18 protein-coding genes are annotated in these 18,298 nt (G+C 53.4%); 12 read left to right on the top strand and 6 right to left on the bottom strand.

The window, feature by feature from the left end:
• Window positions 1–5 precede the first annotated feature (5 nt).
• From BM412_RS16685 to BM412_RS16675, 3 genes are all read left to right on the top strand, one after another.
• On the top strand, window positions 6–962 hold the full coding sequence (locus BM412_RS16685; RefSeq protein WP_091220736.1) for a sugar kinase: 957 nt from the start codon (window positions 6–8) through the stop codon (window positions 960–962).
• A complete protein-coding gene (locus BM412_RS16680) occupies window positions 963–1,766 on the top strand; it encodes a DeoR/GlpR family DNA-binding transcription regulator (protein ID WP_091220733.1) in 804 nt (267 codons plus the stop codon).
• A 167-nt stretch (window positions 1,767–1,933) separates the two neighbouring features.
• A complete protein-coding gene (locus tag BM412_RS16675; protein WP_091220730.1) occupies window positions 1,934–2,866 on the top strand; it encodes an NHL repeat-containing protein in 933 nt (310 codons plus the stop codon).
• A 96-nt stretch (window positions 2,867–2,962) separates the two neighbouring features.
• On the opposite strand, the gene nagA is transcribed toward BM412_RS16675, so the two are convergent.
• Entirely contained in the window at window positions 2,963–4,144 is a 1,182-nt protein-coding gene (gene nagA / locus BM412_RS16670) for an N-acetylglucosamine-6-phosphate deacetylase (RefSeq protein ID WP_091220728.1), read from the bottom strand.
• A gap of 3 nt (window positions 4,145–4,147) precedes the next feature.
• Complete coding sequence (gene nagB, locus BM412_RS16665; RefSeq protein ID WP_091220725.1) at window positions 4,148–4,870, bottom strand: glucosamine-6-phosphate deaminase; 723 nt, start codon at window positions 4,868–4,870, stop codon at window positions 4,148–4,150.
• Window positions 4,871–5,065: 195 nt separating this feature from the next.
• Here nagB and fni point away from each other — a divergent pair, with 195 nt between their 5' ends.
• Window positions 5,066–6,130, top strand: coding sequence for a type 2 isopentenyl-diphosphate Delta-isomerase (gene fni, locus BM412_RS16660; protein WP_091220722.1), 1,065 nt, complete (start codon window positions 5,066–5,068; stop codon window positions 6,128–6,130).
• Window positions 6,131–6,144: 14 nt separating this feature from the next.
• On the opposite strand, the gene BM412_RS16655 is transcribed toward fni, so the two are convergent.
• Genes BM412_RS16655 through BM412_RS16645 form a run of 3 tightly spaced genes read right to left on the bottom strand, consistent with a single transcriptional unit; the run spans window position 6,145 to window position 9,676 of the window.
• The gene (locus BM412_RS16655; protein ID WP_091220720.1) at window positions 6,145–7,245 is read right to left on the bottom strand and encodes a Ger(x)C family spore germination protein; all 1,101 of its coding nucleotides are present in this window, start codon (window positions 7,243–7,245) and stop codon (window positions 6,145–6,147) included.
• A complete protein-coding gene (locus tag BM412_RS16650) occupies window positions 7,242–8,351 on the bottom strand; it encodes a GerAB/ArcD/ProY family transporter (protein ID WP_091220716.1) in 1,110 nt (369 codons plus the stop codon). Before BM412_RS16650 ends, BM412_RS16655 begins: the two co-directional genes overlap by 4 nt.
• Window positions 8,348–9,676 carry a spore germination protein gene (locus BM412_RS16645; RefSeq protein ID WP_091220713.1) on the bottom strand — a complete coding sequence of 443 codons (1,329 nt, stop codon included), beginning with the start codon at window positions 9,674–9,676 and terminating at the stop codon, window positions 8,348–8,350. The genes BM412_RS16650 and BM412_RS16645 overlap by 4 nt, the downstream gene beginning before the upstream one ends.
• Before the next feature lie 170 nt (window positions 9,677–9,846).
• Here BM412_RS16645 and BM412_RS16640 point away from each other — a divergent pair, with 170 nt between their 5' ends.
• From BM412_RS16640 to BM412_RS32915, 5 genes are all read left to right on the top strand, one after another.
• The gene (locus BM412_RS16640) at window positions 9,847–10,599 is read left to right on the top strand and encodes a class I SAM-dependent methyltransferase (protein WP_091220711.1); all 753 of its coding nucleotides are present in this window, start codon (window positions 9,847–9,849) and stop codon (window positions 10,597–10,599) included.
• Entirely contained in the window at window positions 10,596–11,609 is a 1,014-nt protein-coding gene (locus BM412_RS16635; RefSeq protein WP_256256391.1) for an MBL fold metallo-hydrolase, read from the top strand. The genes BM412_RS16640 and BM412_RS16635 overlap by 4 nt, the downstream gene beginning before the upstream one ends.
• Before the next feature lie 75 nt (window positions 11,610–11,684).
• Entirely contained in the window at window positions 11,685–12,983 is a 1,299-nt protein-coding gene (locus BM412_RS16630; RefSeq protein ID WP_091220704.1) for a CapA family protein, read from the top strand.
• 5 nt (window positions 12,984–12,988) lie between these two features.
• On the top strand, window positions 12,989–13,723 hold the full coding sequence (locus BM412_RS16625) for a glycerophosphodiester phosphodiesterase (RefSeq protein ID WP_091220703.1): 735 nt from the start codon (window positions 12,989–12,991) through the stop codon (window positions 13,721–13,723).
• Between the two features lie 185 nt (window positions 13,724–13,908).
• Window positions 13,909–14,118, top strand: coding sequence for an IS3 family transposase (locus tag BM412_RS32915; protein WP_371264825.1), 210 nt, complete (start codon window positions 13,909–13,911; stop codon window positions 14,116–14,118).
• Window positions 14,119–14,155: 37 nt separating this feature from the next.
• Here BM412_RS32915 and BM412_RS16620 read toward each other — a convergent pair whose 3' ends face one another.
• Window positions 14,156–15,313, bottom strand: a complete 1,158-nt coding sequence (locus tag BM412_RS16620; protein WP_091220700.1) for an HD-GYP domain-containing protein — start codon at window positions 15,311–15,313, stop codon at window positions 14,156–14,158.
• Between the two features lie 124 nt (window positions 15,314–15,437).
• Between BM412_RS16620 and BM412_RS16615 the strand changes: the two genes are divergently transcribed.
• The 3 genes from BM412_RS16615 (at window position 15,438) to BM412_RS16605 (ending at window position 18,254) form a co-directional block, all read left to right on the top strand.
• Window positions 15,438–16,286, top strand: a complete 849-nt coding sequence (locus BM412_RS16615) for a DUF92 domain-containing protein (RefSeq protein WP_091220697.1) — start codon at window positions 15,438–15,440, stop codon at window positions 16,284–16,286.
• 221 nt (window positions 16,287–16,507) lie between these two features.
• On the top strand, window positions 16,508–17,230 hold the full coding sequence (locus tag BM412_RS16610; RefSeq protein WP_177245891.1) for an ABC transporter ATP-binding protein: 723 nt from the start codon (window positions 16,508–16,510) through the stop codon (window positions 17,228–17,230).
• Entirely contained in the window at window positions 17,208–18,254 is a 1,047-nt protein-coding gene (locus BM412_RS16605; RefSeq protein WP_177245890.1) for an efflux RND transporter periplasmic adaptor subunit, read from the top strand. Before BM412_RS16610 ends, BM412_RS16605 begins: the two co-directional genes overlap by 23 nt.
• The last annotated feature ends 44 nt before the right edge of the window (window positions 18,255–18,298 follow it).

Below are 18,298 nucleotides of genomic sequence, written 5' to 3'. Positions count from 1 at the left end.
AACCGTTGACGAAAGCAGTGCCTGATTTATTAACCTTCGGGGAAACGATGGCTTTGTTTATGCCGCAGGGAGATAAAAGTATCGAGAATGCCCCTACGCTTGAAGTAAGCTTCGGAGGAGCGGAGAGCAATGTGGCTATTGGCGTTGCTCGTTTAGGCGAATCGGTCGGCTGGTTCGGCGCGCTTGGCGATGATCCGTTCGGCCGCGCGATTATGAAGCGCATTCGCGGTGAGGGAGTAGACGTATCGCGTGCGAGCTTGGTCGAAGGAGCGCCGACAGGGATGATGTTCCGTGAAATGGTGGCAGGGAAACTTGCCGTCCACTATTTCCGCAAGCACTCCGCTGCCAGTCAGATGCAGCCGAATCAGCTTGATCTGGATTACATCCGCGGCTGCAAAATCCTGCATATCTCCGGCATTACGCCGGCGCTCAGCCAAAGCTGCCGGGATACGATCTTCGCTGTTGTGGCTGCTGCAAAGGAAGCCGGCGTTCGCATTTCCTTCGATCCGAATTTGCGTCTGAAGCTGTGGACGATCGAGGAAGCGCGTGAAGCGGTTATGCCGCTTGCGGCGCAAGCGGATTATTTCTTGCCGGGCTGGGATGAGCTGCGGCTGCTCTATAACAATGATGATTTCGAAGCGGTGAAGGCGGAGCTGTCGAAGCTTTCGGCAATTAGCATCATCAAGGGCGTCGGGGATACGACAGTCGTTCTGGAGAATGGAGAAGCGGTTGAAGTGCCGTTCTATCCGGTTGATCGTGTAATCGATACGGTAGGGGCCGGCGACGCGTTCTGCTCCGCTTTCTTGGCGGGACTGCTTAAAGGCATGAGTGCCCTTGAGTCTGTTCGGCTGGGCAGCATCAGCGGCGCATTGGTCGTTCAGATGCGCGGTGACTGGGAAGCGCTTCCTGACTGGACGGCGGTTGAGCGCAGATTATCGGACAAAGGCTGGGTGGAACGCTAAATGGCGGATGTGCAATCGTCGAAAGGACAGCGGCGGCGGGAGCAGATTATGAATGTGCTGAAGCGGCAAGGACGCGTTTCGATCCAAGAGGTCGTAGAACGATTTGGCATATCTGAAGCTACGGCGCGCCGCGATTTGGAGCTGATGGAGAAGTCAGAGCCGGTCATTCGGACGATTGGCGGAGCGATGTACGATGGCATGAATGCAGTGAGAGAGCTCCCTTTCGCAGAGAAGGAAGGCCTTTCTTTCCTCGAGAAGGAACGGATTGCGGCAGCGGCGGCAGGGCTGATCTTCGAAGGCGATGTCGTCGGTCTCTCCGGCGGCACGACCAACTATTACTTAGCCAAGCTGCTCAAAACGCGCAGAGGGATTACCGTTGTGACGAATACGGTCAACGTTGCGATGGAGCTGGCCGGCAGCGATATCAACGTCGTTGTGACAGGCGGGATGATGCGGCATAACAGCTTTGAATTATGCGGCCCGCTTGGCGAAGGCATGATCAGTCAACTGCATATCGGCAAAATGTTTCTGGGCGTCGACGGTGTTTCCTCAACCGGGGGCATCACGACCTATTCCGAGCAAGAAGCGCAGATCGCCAAAGCGATGATTCGCAGATCCCAAGCAACCTATGCGATGTTCGATCATACGAAGATTGGCCGTACTTCGCTGTTCTCCATTGCGCCGCTCACCGAGCTGCAAGCCTTTATAACGGACCGGCCGCTCCCGCAACAGCTGGCGTCAATCGCCAATGCGCACGGCATTCAAACGGTCATTGCAAGCGAGGAGCAAGAAGCTTCGATCTAAACATAAGTGAGCCAGTTATCACAGCTACATACAGAGCAAGAAGGAAGCAGCATCGTAATGGAGGAGAATCCATGCAGGTGTTGCTTTTTTGTTAAAATATTACTTTTGCTTTTGCCCGATTTTGGTATACTTGGGATTGTACGAAAACTTGAAAGGGGAATGTGAACGTGTCAGAAAAATTGATTATCGGTAACGAATCTCACTCCTATGAAGTTGCGCAAGGCTGGGGCAAGCTGCCTGAAGGGATTGCTTACGGCTATACACACGGTATTGTCGTCGATGAAAATGATAACGTTTACGTACATAACACCAGCAAAGATTCCGTTGTCGTATTTGACAAAGAGGGGAACTTTCTAACCTCGTGGGGCGCGGAATTTGAGGGAGGCGCTCACGGCTTCTACCTGCACCGCGACGCTGACGGCATCGAATATTTGTATTTCGCGGATACAAACCGTGCACTTGTGGTCAAAACGACTCTCTCCGGCGAAGTATTGCTTGAAATCGGCGGACCTGATCGTCCGGATCTGTATGATGCGGAGCGCCGCTACGTTCCGACTGACGTGTGCGTCGCGCCAAACGGCGACATTTACGTTTCCGACGGTTACGGTCAATTCTATATTCATCACTACGATGCCAAAGGCAGCTATATCCGCTCTTGGGGCGGCCGCGGCTCCGAGCCCGGTAAAGTGAAAGAACCGCATGGGATTTCCATTAACCTGCGCGGCGATGAGCCGGAAATTTACGTGGCCGACCGCAGAAACAGCCGCATCCAAGTGTTCACGCTTGAGGGCGAGCATAAACGTTTCGTCGATCATAACCTTGACCTGCCATGCAGCTTCTATTTCTTCGGCGATGAGGTTTACATGCCGGATCTGGACAGCCGCATCACAGTGCTGGATAAGAATGATCGCCTGATCACGCATCTCGGCGAAGACCAACAGGCTTACAAACAGCAAGGTTGGCCGAATCTGCCTAAATCCTATTACCGTCCTGATAAATTCAGCTCACCGCATGGCGTATGCGTAGACTCGCAAGGCAATGTCTATGTAGCGGAATGGATCTTCGACGGTCGGATTACGAAGCTCATCAGACAGAAGTAACAAACGCACTCTTACTAAATAAACAAGGGTTATGCAGCGAGCGGCCGCAATTACGACGGCGGCCTAAGCTGCATAACCCTTTTTTTTGCGTTCATCTTAACTGCCGTGAACAAGGCGGCCATTCACCCAAGTATGGCTTACTTCGGTAAATGCCGCATCCGTAAGCACCAGATCGGCCTGTTTACCGACCGCAATGGAGCCGGTTACTTCAGCAAGTCCTAATTGACGCGCCGGATTCCCGCTGGCCATACGACTTACTTCAGCTGGGCTCAGATCCGTATGTGTAAGCATGTAACGGAACGCATCGATCATGGTCAGCGTGCTGCCTGCCAAGCTGCCGCCTTCGCGGAGACGGGCTACGCCTTGCTTCACATCTACGATAAGTCCGCCGAGATCATAGTCGCCATCGCCGAGTCCGGCAGCAGACATGGCGTCCGTGATCAGCACGACTTTATCGACCGGCTTCGCGCCTACGAGCAGTCTAATTGCCGCGGGGTGGACGTGATGGCCATCGGCGATGATCTCCCCGGTGATGCGATGATCGGTCAATACAGCGCCAACCGTTCCCGGCTCACGATGGTGGAGTCCTCGCATCGCATTGAACGTATGCACCGCTTGCGTTAAACCGGCGTCAGCCGCAGCAGCAACCTGCGAGTAGGTCGCATCCGTGTGTCCGCAGGCAGCAACGATATTGCTCTCTGCGAGATAGGCGATCAGCTCGCAAGCCCGTTCTTTCTCCGGAGCCAAGGTGAGCTGCTTGATAAGTCCGGGATACTGCTCATTCCACGACTTCACCCAGTCGACGCGCGGAGGTGAAATAAAGGCCGGGTTCTGTGCGCCTGGCCACAGCTCGCTGATGAACGGACCTTCCAGATGAACGCCGCCAAGCGCGGCATAGTCCATTTCACCGCTAACATAGTCGTTGGCAGCTGCCAGCACCGCTTCGATAGCTTCCTTGGATGCCGTAACGGTAGTCGCCAGCATGCGAGTAGTGCCTTGGGCTGCATGATAACGCGTGATGGTATCGTAGGCTTCGCGATTTGCATCCATGAAGTCGGCTCCGAAGCCGCCGTGTACATGCATATCTATAAAACCGGGCAGCAACCAGCTGCCGTTCCCGTCGATGGTGCGATGCTGCTCGTTCTCAGCCGGAAGGAATTGACCTTCAACTATAGCTGTTATAATTCCGTTCTCTACGATAATGCTGCCTTCCACAACCGTATCCTGCACGATTGTTTTCACATTCGTGATGAACCAGTGGTTATTCGCGGCTTTCATCCTTTACAACAACCTCCCTGCCTCTCGATCGACCAACACGATCACTTTCTTATGCGTTTGCAGCAGCGATGCCGGAACTTCCGTCGTAATCGGACCGTGCAGTGCTTGCTTGACGATACCGGCTTTATCGGCACCCTTGACGACAAGGACGATCGAGTCCGCTTTCAGAATGGAGCCTACGCCCATCGTAATGGCTTTCGTCGGCACTTCATCCGGCGTATCGAAAAATCTTGCATTTGCGGCTCGGGTTGCATCCTCAAGCTCGACGATATGCGTACCGCCTTGCAGTTCTTGATCCGGCTCGTTGAAGCCGATGTGGCCGTTATGGCCAAGGCCAAGCAGCTGCACGTCGATCGGTTGTTCAGCCAGCATGCGATCATAAGACTGGCATTCCGCCTTCAAATCACTTACCATGCCGCTTGGCAAATGGGCTTGCTGCTTCGGCAAATCGATGTGGTCAAACAAGTGGTGCTTCATGAATTGGGCATAGCTTTGCTCATGGTCAGGCGATAGTCCAACATATTCGTCCAGGTTGAATGTGGTGGTATCTTTGAAAGAGATCTCGCCGTTATTGTACATCTCTATCATTTTTCCATAAATTCCGATAGGTGTCGAGCCGGTTGCCAGCCCGAGCGTAGCGTGAGGATTATGTTTAATCGTATCTGCGAAAATCTGAGCAGCATAACGGTCAAGATCGCTAATGTTGTCGAAGCATTTCAATTCCATAATGAGGTGCCCCCTAAGGTTCGTTATGGTTTTATTATAAATGAGATTGTCAAAACCGACAAGAAAAATGATTAAAAAAATCATTATTAAGAAAATATTAATCATAATTGCAGGGATTCTCCGCAAACTTGCTATGGAGGTCGCGCATATGCCATGATGATTGCAGCAAAGTAGATGATAGGGGGATTTCTGACCATGATGGACAGGCAAGCTGAGGAGCATGTCCAAACGACGAAGAGGAAAGGCGAGCACATTCGAATCTGTCTGCAAGAAGAGGTGCAAAGCGTGGGCACGGAGCCGGGGTTTGAAGACTACCGGTTTCGCCATCAAGCACTCCCTGAGATCGACTTCGAGGAAGTTGACATCGCTTCATCGTTTCTAGGCAAACCGATTGCCGCACCGCTGCTCATTAGTTCGATGACCGGAGGAACAGCGGAGACGGCTGTTATTAATGAAAGACTTGCTGAGGCCGCGCAGGCAAGGGGCTGGGTGATGGCGCTCGGCTCTATGCGGGCTGCTATAGAGAAGGAATCACTCGCTTCCACATTCCATGTGCGCAAGCAAGCGCCGACCATTCCGATCATAGCTAACCTAGGTGCCGTTCAGCTCAATTACGGCTATGGCGTCGATGAATGCAGGCTTGCCGTGGAGCTTGCCGAAGCAGATGCACTTGTCTTGCATTTGAACAGCTTGCAAGAGGTGTTTCAGCCGGAAGGAGACACGAATTTCCGCGGCCTGCTGCAGCGTATCGCCGAGGTATGCCGCAAGCTGCATGTCCCGGTCGGCGTGAAGGAAGTCGGCTGGGGCATTGATGCCGAGACGGCACTCCGGCTGCAGCAACTGGGCGTCGCCTTCATTGATGTTGCCGGAGCCGGCGGAACATCCTGGAGCCAGGTGGAGAAATACCGCGCCCGCGATCCGCTGCGCGCCGAAGCCGCGTCTGCCTTCGCAGGCTGGGGGACGCCTACTGCAGCATGCGTGCGCGATGTACGATCCGCGCTTCCGGATGTTACTCTAATTGCAAGCGGCGGCTTACACACTGGCGTGGATGCGGCTAAAGCGGTCGCGCTTGGCGCAGATTTGGCGGGTTACGGCCGATCGCTGTTGGCCGGTGCGGCAGAGCCGCAATCCTCGGACGGAAGCCAAACGCTGCAACGCCAAATGGAGCGCATCGAGTTCGAGCTGCGTACTGCAATGTTCGGCATTGGTGCCGCTACCCTGCAAGAGCTGCGACGCACGAATCGCTTAATTCAAAGGTGACCGGCCCCTGCAGATTAGCGAGTTAAACCAGACCCTTCGATGATTACATCCGCTTTAACCTCAAATTTCAACGTGGGATAGATAGACTCCCACTCTTTCCAAGTCTTCGGCGTTCCGGCATGTGTTGCGCGATACCGAAGTCCAAACCCGAACGGATCCACGCCTGCTTTCTGTACTTTCTCAAGCAGGCGCTTGGCTTCGTCGGCGACCTGGGTATCGAAAGCCTTCTCAAGCTCCTTCCAATCCTGATCATAGATTCCGCCGGGCGCCTCCTCGAATATGCCGCCGATTTTCAGCTTCATCTTCAGCACGTAACCATCCCGCTCTTTGACGATTCGGTAATTCGAGTTGATGCTTTCAACGGAGATGACCAGCGTATCCCCTTTTATCGTTGCCGTTACCGTCGATTTTTTATAGCGATTGCGGATTTGGTTATACATTTCTGTTTCGCGAGGATTGAGCGTCAAGACGAGCTTGCTCTTATCAAGCAGTCCCAGCTTGGAAACCACGTACCCATTCTTCTCTTGCCGCATGATCGGCATAATCGGATCCATGCCGCGTTCATCGACGCGCCGCATGAAGTCAAACATATAGACACTGACGATGTAGGAGGACTGGGTGCCGTCTTTTCCGTATAACAGGAAGATCGTATTCCCCGGAAAACGTTCGGCAGGCGGATTGACATTCAGAATCGTTTTCGCATCCGGCTTGCCGATAGCCATATAAGCAATGTTCGACACATCGCGGCGCCGGGATATCCACCGAAGGGTAGGCGTATAATCCGATTTCACAAGCCCTTCGCCCAGCAGATAAAGCTTGCAATGTCCGAAATCCAGCTCCTTATCCACATGGGATTTCAGTAATCGGAGAGCTTCGGCAATGGTGGAAGCCTGAATGGTTTCCACTTGTGTTTGGGCTGCTCCGGGCTCCACCTTCGGTGAAGGAATGGCGAGTCGAAGCGTGATTTTGAAGCCTTTCTTTCCTTCGTCGGCGGAATCAATCCCCATGGCAAGGACGAAGAACCGTTTATCGATATCTTTGAAGCCGCACCCCCCAAGCAGTACGGTGATAAGCACGATCAGGGTTAGTTTTACTGCCAGACGTCTTACGTTCATGTTTTCATCTTCTTTCGACGTGCGATCAAACTTAGAATAACAAGGAACAGAACGGTCGCCGTTTCGGAAAATAACCGAATCATCAGCCAGCCTCTCGTAATGTATAAGCTCTGTTTTTCATTAAAGGTGTAGAACGACAGCATCGTTAAGGCTGCAAAAATCGATACAATCACATAATTAGAGGCAGCTGTGCGCGTTGGGTCGATATGCGGCTTTGCTTTGGGTAAACAGCTCTTGATCATTTCCATGGCAATGTGCCAGCCCGACGTCGTATAAAGGAGCGTGAGGTTTAGATACAATAACAGAAACAAGAAGATGACCCGTTCAATGAAGCCGTAGCCAAGCAGCATGGAATCCGAGGTTACCGTCCAAACGTACAAATACGAACCGACCGCTTCCGTTCCGTGAAACCCGATTGGCACGAAGAAAGAGAGAAACAGAATCAAGGTGCAGATGATTGGAAGTGCCCAGCGGAAGCGAAACCTGAAATTCGGCGGGTTAAGTCGATTGAATATGGCATAGTTGGTATACCCCGTAAATACAAAGGTCGCAGCTGCAAAAGGTTCAAGCTTGGGCGGAACTCGCCAATATTGAGCGACGGTTCGAATGGCATCCCAGTCCAGAAACGGATTGGTCGACGCTTTAAATAGAATGAAGAACACGATCGGTAGATTGATGATCAAGGTCATTTCCATAATCAGCGAAACGGTTAAAGTAGAGCGTGTCGCCGTGTATATGCATGCCCCGACAAGAATTAACAGCACGAGCATCGAGCTGGTATCCGGGTTGAAAAAGCGATTAATGAGCACCGCATACGCAATAATGGCGATCCCGGCAGCCGCATACCACATGACAGATAAGAGTATCAATATGGGGACATTGATATACTTGGGGAAGAAGAGCGCCAATATTTCCGGAAGTCCTTTGCCCGGGAAGGTCTTCATGACATGGGTAAAGATTAGCGCCAAGAAGCTGCCGAAGAAAGCCGCGCAAATCATGGAGGACACAGAGCCCGTATAACGGTCATTAAGAAGCAAATACGGAACAAACAGCATGAGATTCAGGATGCTGACGAGAATGATATTGTAATAATAGTAACGAATCACTCATTATTCACCTGCCCGATGTCGCCGCTTTGCGAGGCTGATTTGCTAATGATGCGGAAGTACGGTTTTCCGAAGCTCCGCATATCGGCCAAATAAACCAAATAACAGAACAACCCAATGGTCACCCCCGATATGCCGAAAAATATCGCCGGGATAATAAGCGGGTATTTCAGAAAACGGATCGACCCCGACATATTATTGACGGGGATGACAAAATTGGATATGGCCACAACGGAGGTCACTATAATCATGATGCTGCTGACGAGTCCTGCCTGCTGTGCCGCTTGTCCGAGAATGAGACCGCCAACGGTTGTCGCCGTAGAACCGATATATTTGGGCAGCCTGACACTGGCTTCAATGAGCGCTTCGATCATAAACAGCATGATAAACACTTCGATGAAAGAAGGATAAGGCACAGCAGATCTACTGCCTGCAATCGAGAAGGTTAATTGGACTCGGAAGAGCTCCGGATTATAGGAGACGATAGCCACGTAAAGCGCCGGCAATGCGACCGTAAGGATAACGGCCATATAGCGGAGTGCCAGCAGGCAGCGCGTCATCCAGAACGAATCGTAGTGGTCATCCACTGCATTCATAAAGTTGAAGAACGTTGCAGGCAAAATAAGCGCAAACATCGAACCTTGAATGAGCAGAATGATTTTGCCGTCTTGAATGCCCGTACATACGCGGTCGGGACGCTCGGTCAGCATCATGGTCGGAAAGAGCCGATACCGGTCGCCAAGCGCTCTTGCTAGTTCCCCGGTCGCCGAAATCATCGGTATCGATACACGGTCGAGCTTCTCTCTAACCCCGGTAAGGACGGTCGGATCTACACGCCGTTTATCAAAGAGCAGCAGAACTCTGGTCTTCGACATCGTGCCGACCGTGCGCTCCTCGACAGCGAGTTCCGGGTTCGGATAGCGGCTGCGAATAATATTGACGGAGTCGATCAGATCTTCGCTTAACGCGATTTGCGGGCCGGCAATGACCGTTTCGACCATCGTTTGCGGATTTTCGTTTCGGATAATACGCGCCGCATCAAGCTGATATATTTTTCCGTTTATCTGCATCAGTACAAAGCCATGCAGAATCGTATCCGCCCATTTGGCGGGATCATCAAGGCGCTTAAATACGGGATTGGTCAAAACCAGCTCTTCAAAGGGATGCTCTTGCTTCGTAAACGGGACAAGAATGAAGTCGCTGACTTTACTTTCGTCGCAGAGCGTCGCAATATAAGCGATTTCGATCGAAAGCGTATCGTTTTGCAGGCGATTCATCGTCAGATCCCGCGACTCCGCAAACAGGGTATTAATTCGATTCAGCATAGCGGCCTCCCCTTTCCGGAACATGTTTGACCGTGAAGATAACAACATGGCATAGTATGGATATTTAGGATGCAAATTATGCCGCTGCATGAGTCTTTTGCCAGAATAGCGGAGGGTGAAGTACAATAAGAGTCATAAAAAAAGAGATGGACTTGAGAGGGGAACCAGGTATGGCGAATTGGTATGAGCGCAGTTTCGGCTCTGATTATATGGTCGTGTATCGGCACCGCAACTGGGAGCAAGCGGCGCGTGAGGTGGAAACCATGGCAGGGTGGCTGGAGCTTGCACCTGGTGCCTCCGTACTTGATATCGGCTGCGGAATGGGACGGCATGCTCTCGCCCTGGCTCAGCTTGGTTACAAGGTTACGGGCATCGACTTGTCCGAATCACTGCTTCAGAAAGCACGCGAGTGCAATGAGCAAGGACATATTCATTCCCTCATCCAAGGCGACATGAGGGAGCTGCCTTTCGAAGACGGCAGCTTTGATGCGACCGTCAATTTGTTCACGTCCTTCGGCTATTTCGAAATGGAAGCGGACAACCACCGCGTCATCCGAGAGATTCGCAGAGTGCTGAAGCCGCGAGGGGCTTTCCTCATTGATTTTATGAATCCGTCCTATGTTGCTGCCAATCTGGTGCCGCACTCGGAGCGTACCGATGAGCTGACAAGGCTGCATATCAGGGAACAGCGGGCGATTGCAGATGGCTGGGTGGTGAAGCAAATTCATATTACTTCGGAAGAAGGGACTGAGGCTTCTCGCAATTACGAGGAGCGGGTTCGCTTGTTTCCATTGCCTTGGTTTGAACAAGCACTCCGGGAAGCGGGGCTCGAGCTGGAGCACCGCTACGGGGATTATGAAGGGCGACCTTATGAAGAGAAGAGTTCGCCGCGGATGATTCTGAAAGGCAGGGCGTTATCGTGAGTGAAGGGGCACAATCGATGGTGACGCTGTGGCACGGAGGCATTGTTCAGGTTAAAGTTCCGCTGCCGTTCTCGCTGAGATGGGTGAACAGCTACTTGATCCCGGACGCAGCCGGATATACGTTGATCGATCCGGGATTACATACCGACGACGCTGTTCAGGCTTGGTCCAAGGCGCTGCGCGAGCAATCGATCCCATTCGATTCGATTCACACCATCATTCTGACGCATCAGCATCCTGACCATTACGGTCTGGCGGGATGGTTTCAAGAGCGTACCGGCGCGCCGGTCTATATTTCCGAGCTTTCGTATGCCTACACCCAGCGCTTATGGGGAGCGGACCTGGGAGCGGAATTTGCCCTTTCGCTTACGAAGCTGTATGCCGAACAAGGTATGCCGCAGTCGGTTGTTGAGGAAATCGCTCCGCATCTGGACAGCTTCGCGGAGAAGGTTTCGCCGCAGCCGGCGGTCACCTTCCTCGAAGCAGGCCGGATGATGACAATCGGCGATTCGGAATGGCGGATGATCGACAGCCCGGGGCATGCGAAGGGCCAGCTGTGCTTCTATGAACCGCTTAAGAAATGGATGATCTGCGGGGATCAAGTGCTCCCGGATATTACGCCGAACATCAGCGTAGTGCCGGGAGAAAACCATGATCAGCTGCAGCAGTTTCTGGATAGCTTGGAGGAGTTGAAGGGGTACGAGGTTGAGCTTGCTTTTCCGGGGCATCGGGACCCCTTCACGAACTTCAGCGAACGGATTGATCAGCTGGCAGCCCACCATGAACGGAGATTGCTTCAAATTCAGGGTCTGATTCAAGCGGAGCCGATGACGGGTTATATGCTTTGTATGCGGCTCTTCGGTGAACGGATTGCCGGCAATACGCATAATTTGAGGTTTGCCATGTCAGAGACGCTGGCCCATTTATTCCATCTGGAGCGCCAAGGCCTTGTTACGGGAACACGGCAAAATGATCAGCTCTATTATTCGGCGAAGCCGGAATCCATATGAAAAAGCTTCCAAAAGCGCCCGGACTATGGTGTATAATGAATGGGTCATCGTTTGAAGAAAAGGAGCCCAACTACTATGCCTGTATCCCGCTCTGAATCTCGTCAACATCAGAAACAACAACGTGCCCGCAGAATGAAACGCCTGTTTGCGATCAACCTTGTCCTGCTGCTGATCATCGGTGCGCTTGCGGTCGTTTATGTCGTGCAGCGGCAAGCTGGCAATGAGAAGCCGAACAACGCGGCTAATGAGCAAAATGCGCCTGCCGACAGCGAAAATGCGGGCCAATCCGCGGATGCAGGGAACGAGGCCGGAACAGTGGCGGATGATTCAACATCAGAGGGACATACAACCTATGAACCTATCTCGGATGATGAACCTTCGGCCGATAATGAAGCTGCGGCCGGCGGCACGGTTACGCCGGATGCCGGCGGTCAAGTGAATCTGTCTTTTACAGGCGATGTTCTGCTGGCGGCTTCCGTAGAGAAGCTCATGCTAAAGAACGGCTATGATTACCCGTATGCGAAAGTATTGAATGAGCTGAAGACGCCGGACTTGATGGCGGTCAATTTGGAGACGCCCGTAACTTTGCGCGGCACGCCGGCAGAGAATAAACAATATGTCTATAAATCATCGCCGGATGCACTTCCCGCCTTGAAGGCAGCCGGTATCGACGTTGTCAATTTAGCCAACAATCATACGCTGGACCAAGGCGAAGAGGGTCTGCTGGACACGATTGCTCACCTCGATGAAGCGGGCATTCCCAATATGGGGGCCGGTCGCGATGAGCTGGAAGCGTTCAAGCCCGTACTGCTGGAGGCCAAAGGAATCAGCGTTGCGTACCTTGGATTAACGAGAGTTGTCCCCGTAGGCTCCTGGAAGGCAACGAAGGATCATGCAGGACTGGCGGAAACCTACGACTCTACCCGAGCTGTTGCCGCGATTAAGCAGGCGAAGAAGCAAGCCGATATTGTCGTCGTCATGGTGCACTGGGGCATCGAACGCGAAGATTTACCGAATAACGATCAGAAACGATTAGCTCATGAATATATTGATGCAGGGGCGGATTTAGTTATCGGCAGCCATCCTCATGTACTTCAAGGCTTTGAGTCTTATAAAGGAAAGTGGATTGCCTACAGCTTAGGCAATTTTATATTCAGCGGCATGACGCCGGATAAAACGAAGGATACCGGTGTCCTCCAAGCCGCTTGTAATGAGAAAGGCGATTGCGCGTTGAAGTTTAATCCGATGCGCGCGGTACAGTCGCAGCCGGCACCTTTGACGGGAGAAGAGGGAGCCGCTCTGCTGAAGCGCATGTCGAGTATTTCCTTCCATGCAACAGTGGATGAAGCAGGGAACATTCAACCTAAGGAGTGAAGCTGATGTTGAATCCGTGTGTTGCCCACCGCGGAGCTTCAGGACTTGCGCCGGAGAACACGATGGCCGCTTTTCGGGAGGCGCTTAGTTTTCCGTTCGTGCAATGGATCGAGCTTGACGTTCAGATGTCGAAGGACGGGATCCCCGTCGTCATTCACGATGACTCGCTTCGTCGAACGGCCAGAGTGGCGGGGCGCGTTCATGAATTCACGGCGGAGCAGCTCGGCAAGATGGATGCGGGCAGCTGGTTCGATAAGTCTTTTGCAGGTGAAGGCATCCCGACGCTGCAGCAAGTGGCGGACGCCACAATCGGCCGCTGCCGGCTTAATGTGGAGCTCAAAACCTATGGAGGCCGTTATCCCGGCATGGAGAAGAAGGTCGTTGAGCTGCTGTACAAGAACGGACTGCAGCATGACGCCGTCATCACGTCCTTTGACCGTGAAGCGCTGCGAACGGTGCGTGAGCTGTCCAAGGAGGTCCGGACGGGACTTATCCTGGATGCGTCGCCTTGGACGCTGGTAACGGATTTGGAGCGCTTAGGCGCTAATTTCTTATCCGTCGGCTATACACGAGTAACGGAACAGCTGCTTGCTTCCTTGCGGGCTGCACGGGTTGACGTAATGGCGTGGACCGTGAATGATGCGCCTATGATGAAGCGGCTCGCCGCGCTCGACAGCGCGCTTATGATTTGTACGAATTATCCGGATCGCTTCGCGCAGGCGAAGAATGAGCTTGTATAGCATATTAGGGACTGTCCCAAAAGTGTGCAAGATGACTTTTGGGGCAGTTTTTTGTGTTTTGGCTGGGATCGCTGATGCGCTAGGTGTCGCCAGGTGAGGAACAGTAGAGAGGTAGCTGTTACCGCTCTTTAGCCTAAAACCGACTAATTGCTCAAAAGAGAGGTACCTATTACCGTTCTTAGGCGGTGAACGTAAGGAGTAGCGCTCCCAGAGCAACACAGGCGCAAGAAGTCGACGGTTTCAAAACAGACAGTATTTACCTTGAAAAACCCTCTAATTTCAAGGGCCTTCAGCATGCTGTGGCATCTTACATCACGGAGTATAGCCACCGCAGGTACCGGAAAAAACCAAACGACCGCTCCCCGGTAGAATACCGAAAAGCGGTCGCTGCTTAGAAGTCTTTTAATATTGTCTACCTGACGGGGGTATATGTTATAAGTCACGGAACCGATCTCGAATATCCAGAATCGCGGGGAGCTGCTCCATCAGGATATCAACCAGCTGCGGGTCGAAATGGTTGCCGCGTTCCTCTTGGAATAACTGCAGAATTCGCTCAAGCTCCCAAGCTTTCTTGTACACGCGATCGCTGCCGAGCGCATCGAATACGTCTGCGATGGCCGTAATCCGTCCGTAGAGATGGATATCCTCTCCGCTAAGTCCTCTCGGGTAGCCTTTGCCGTTCCATTTCTCATGATGCTGATAGGCGACGATCGCGGCGGTTTTGAGCAGCTCGCGACTTGACGATTTGAGCAAATGATAGCCGATATCGGTGTGCAGCTTCATATGGTCGAACTCTTCCTCGGTCAGCTTGCCGGGCTTGAGCAGGACGGCGTCGGGGATGGCCACCTTGCCGATATCATGCATTGGCGAAACCATCTTGAGCAGCTCGGCTTCTTCTGCCGGCAGCCCGTACCCCATTGCGAGGATGTAGGAATATTCAGCTACCCGTTTGACGTGGTTGCCGGTTTCTTTGGAGCGGCTTTCGCCGATCTCGCCCATGACGGTAATGATTTCGCGCTGCGTGGCGACGATCTCCTCGTGGAGAATAACAGATTCCAGCGATTTGCCGGCGTAGGAGGCCACCAGCTTCAAATGCTCCAGGTCGCGTTGCGTAAAGACCGCTTGCGGCGTCAGCTTGTTAATGGCTTGATATGCCCCGATAATGGTTCCGTCATTGCCTACGAAGGGGACGGTTATCACCGATTTGGTCCGGTAGCCGGTGCGGCGATCATTCTCGTCATTATGTCGATGGTCGCTGTAGGCGTCGTCGATTAATAAATAATCCCCTGTCTCGACCGAATGGCCGACGAAGCCGGTGCCGAGCGGAATGCGGATTTCATTGACGCCATGGGCAATGGTTGTAAACAGTTCTTGGCGGGCATGGTCGATGAGCCACACTGTACATCGGTCTGCCATGATCATCTCGCGGCCCATATTGGCCATAAGCAGGAGGACGCTCTTTAAGTTTCGCTCTCCTCCGATTTTGGCGGTATAATCAAATATAATACGAAGCAGCTCTTCCGGCGTCCGTTCGTTTGCGGCGTCAGAGTGTGGGAGAATTTCTTCATGACGTAGATGACGATCATACATATGCAATCGAACGCTCCTTAGATGACAAAAAAGTGTATTCTTCGACATAATCAATTCAACATAACTTTAACGAATCCTGCTAAAGCATATGTAAAAAATGGGAGTATGGAGCGTGAATGACAGGATGATTGAGATTTGGAGTTCGGCCATAGGGCGGCTGGCGGCCGGGATGATCGGAAGCGCCGCTATCGCATTGGCAGCCTATCGGCTTCGCTCGTTATCCGGGAGCGGGGCTGTTTCGGCTGCCGTCATGGGGACGGGCTATGTGGCGTTAGGCGGGCCGCTGTGGTTCGGCACGCTGCTGGCTTTCTTCTTGTCGTCTTCGCTGTGGTCCAAGTGGAAGCGAAGACATCACGCCAAGCAGGCCGCCGAGGCGAAGTACGCCAAGAGCGGCCGGCGAGACGCCGCTCAGGTATGGGCCAATGGCGGCCTGGGGCTGCTGCTGTGCTCGGGGCATGCGATCTGGCCCGCGGCAGCATGGGTGTACGCGTTCGTCGGCGTCATGGCCGCCGTGAACGCAGATACGTGGGCCACGGAGATCGGCGCGCTCAGCCGCCGCGCTCCGCGTGCCCTGCTTAGCGGGCGGCGCGTCGCGCCCGGCACGAGCGGCGGGGTCACGCCGCTTGGCAGCTTCGCCGCGCTGGCCGGCGCCGCTTTCATCGGCGCTGCCGCAGCGCTGCTGCACGCGGCGCCGCCGGCGCCCGCGGGCGTCTCGCCGGGCGCGCTGCTCGCCGCCGCGGCTTGCGCCGGCACGGCCGGCGCCTTCGCCGATTCGCTGCTCGGCGCGACCGTGCAAGTGATGTACCGCTGCCGGGTATGCGGCAGCGAAACAGAGCGCGCCGAGCACTGCGGCGGCAGCGACGCCGTGCAGCGAATTCGCGGCATCGCCGGGATGAGCAATGACGCGGTGAATTTCGCGTCCTCGGCGCTGGCCGGCTTGCTGGCGCTGCTGATAGGCTGCGCCTTTTTCTAATATCTCCCTTCAGCCAACTCGTTGAATTAAGACTATCCCTATGGCATTCGAACGAGTTATAATCAACCTAATGTTCACGTTTTTGGATGCAATTGTGCAAAAATCTAATAGATTCTCGGGTTGACAGCCCAGATTTCGCCTAGTATCCTAACTCTAATAGAAAATTTTTACAGATGTAAATGTAAACGAATTCATAGATTCGGGAAGGAGAATGGCCGCACGTGAAGATTCTTACGGCGGAATCGCCGATTGCCAGCAACCTTCCGCTGCTCCAAGCGGATAATGTGAAACGCGTATTCGGCCGCGGTGACAATTCTGTAACCGCTGTCAAGAATATTAATTTGTCGATTAAGAAAGGCTCGATGATCGCGCTTAAAGGCCGTTCCGGCTCCGGCAAGACGACGCTGCTCAATTTACTTGCAGCCTTGGATCAGCCGACAGAAGGTGACGTTTATTTTAACGGCCAAGTGATTTCCAGATTGCCCGAGAAACAGCGCAGCACCTGGCGCAGAACGAATCTGGGGCTGGTATTCCAGGCTTTCGGTCTTATCCCTCTTATGTCGGCGTACGAGAACGTGGAGTTCGGGCTGCGTATCGCAGGCAGCGATTCGAAGCTGCACAAGGAACGCGCCGAACAAGCGCTGGAATGGGTGGGTATGAAATCCCGCATGAAGCACCGCCCGCCTGAGCTATCAGGGGGAGAACAGCAGCGTGTTGCGATCGCCAGAGCGATCGCGCACCGGCCGGTCCTTTTGCTGGCGGATGAGCCGACAGCCGAGCTGGACAGCCGGATGGGGCTGCAAGTTATTAAAGTGTTCCGTGACCTCGTTGAGAACCTGGGAATGACCGTTGTCATGACGACACATGATCCCGGTATTATGGAAATCGTCGATCATGTTATTGCATTGGAGGATGGAGAGATTGTCTCAGAACCTAACGCGTAAACATCGCCGCAGATCGTTCGTCAAGGAAGCTGCCGCAGTAATGGTCGCGGCTTCGCTGCTTTCCGGCTGCTCGCTTCTGCCGCAGAAGCAAGTTGTCCTGCAGCCGCCGCTTGTGCAGCCTGCCGCGGAGAAGGTAGATGCCATCGAAGTGAAGAAGGCGACAATTGAGCGGAGCTTCTCGGGTGCGGCTGTAGTCGCGTCGAGCAAGAATGTGCCGCTCTTCTATAAGGAAAGCGGAAGATTGAAGGAGCTCCACGTGAAGCTCGGGGATGCAGTGAAGGCAGGACAACTGGTGGCCGAGCTGGATATGGGGGATTTGGACCTGCGTGTGAAGCTGCAGAAGCTAAGCCTCGAGCGTGCTCAAATCGAATATTTCCGAGTGAAGCAAAGCGGTGTTACCGGCAATGATCTGCGCATGAAGGAAATCGATCTGGAGCGGGAACAGCTGATGCTCGATTCGATGAATGATCAGTTTGAGTCCGCGAAGCTGACGACAACGATCAGCGGCATCGTATCTTATTTGGATACGAAGTCGCCGGGTGACGGGTTGAACGGGTATACGCCGCTGGTGACTGTTGCGGACCCGACGCAGCTTTATCTGATCTACACGGCAGAGGATCCGAAACAAATTGCCGGGGTACAACGCGACATGGCCGTCCAGATCAAGATGGGCGATAAGAAATTTGATGGCAAAGTGCTGCAATCTCCCTCGGATGCGCCGATTACGCTAAACAAGGAAATCGACGACCGCAACACGAGGCTGCTCTATATTGCCATCGCGAAACCGGACAAAACGTTCGAGCTGGGCAAAACAGCCGACATTCATATCGTGCTTGAGAAACGTGACGATGTGGTAGTCATACCTCGCAGCGGCTTGCGTACCTACCTGGGACGTACCTATGTACAAGCGCTGGATGGCGACCGCCGCAAAGAAATCGACGTTCAGCCGGGTATTATGACATCCACGGAAGTTGAAATCGTCAAGGGATTAGATCCGGGTATGAAAGTGATCCTGAATAACTAATTTCAGCTCATGAGAAGAGAAGAGGTGAACCGATGGCAATCTGG

Source organism: Paenibacillus sp. BC26 (assembly GCF_900116125.1).
GTDB lineage: Bacteria > Bacillota > Bacilli > Paenibacillales > Paenibacillaceae > Paenibacillus_Z > Paenibacillus_Z lignilyticus.
Note: the sequence above shows the minus strand (reverse complement) of the source record. Positions and strands in the feature narration are given on the sequence as shown.

Coding starts and splice junctions, on each gene's coding strand:
- BM412_RS16680 (WP_091220733.1), top strand. CDS start 963: ATGGCGGATGTGCAATCGTCGAAAGGACAGCGGCGGCGGGAGCAGATT.
- nagA (WP_091220728.1), bottom strand. CDS start 4,144: ATGAAAGCCGCGAATAACCACTGGTTCATCACGAATGTGAAAACAATC.
- nagB (WP_091220725.1), bottom strand. CDS start 4,870: ATGGAATTGAAATGCTTCGACAACATTAGCGATCTTGACCGTTATGCT.
- fni (WP_091220722.1), top strand. CDS start 5,066: ATGATGGACAGGCAAGCTGAGGAGCATGTCCAAACGACGAAGAGGAAA.
- BM412_RS16655 (WP_091220720.1), bottom strand. CDS start 7,245: ATGAACGTAAGACGTCTGGCAGTAAAACTAACCCTGATCGTGCTTATC.
- BM412_RS16645 (WP_091220713.1), bottom strand. CDS start 9,676: ATGCTGAATCGAATTAATACCCTGTTTGCGGAGTCGCGGGATCTGACG.
- BM412_RS16640 (WP_091220711.1), top strand. CDS start 9,847: ATGGCGAATTGGTATGAGCGCAGTTTCGGCTCTGATTATATGGTCGTG.
- BM412_RS16630 (WP_091220704.1), top strand. CDS start 11,685: ATGCCTGTATCCCGCTCTGAATCTCGTCAACATCAGAAACAACAACGT.
- BM412_RS16625 (WP_091220703.1), top strand. CDS start 12,989: ATGTTGAATCCGTGTGTTGCCCACCGCGGAGCTTCAGGACTTGCGCCG.
- BM412_RS16620 (WP_091220700.1), bottom strand. CDS start 15,313: ATGTATGATCGTCATCTACGTCATGAAGAAATTCTCCCACACTCTGAC.
- BM412_RS16615 (WP_091220697.1), top strand. CDS start 15,438: ATGATTGAGATTTGGAGTTCGGCCATAGGGCGGCTGGCGGCCGGGATG.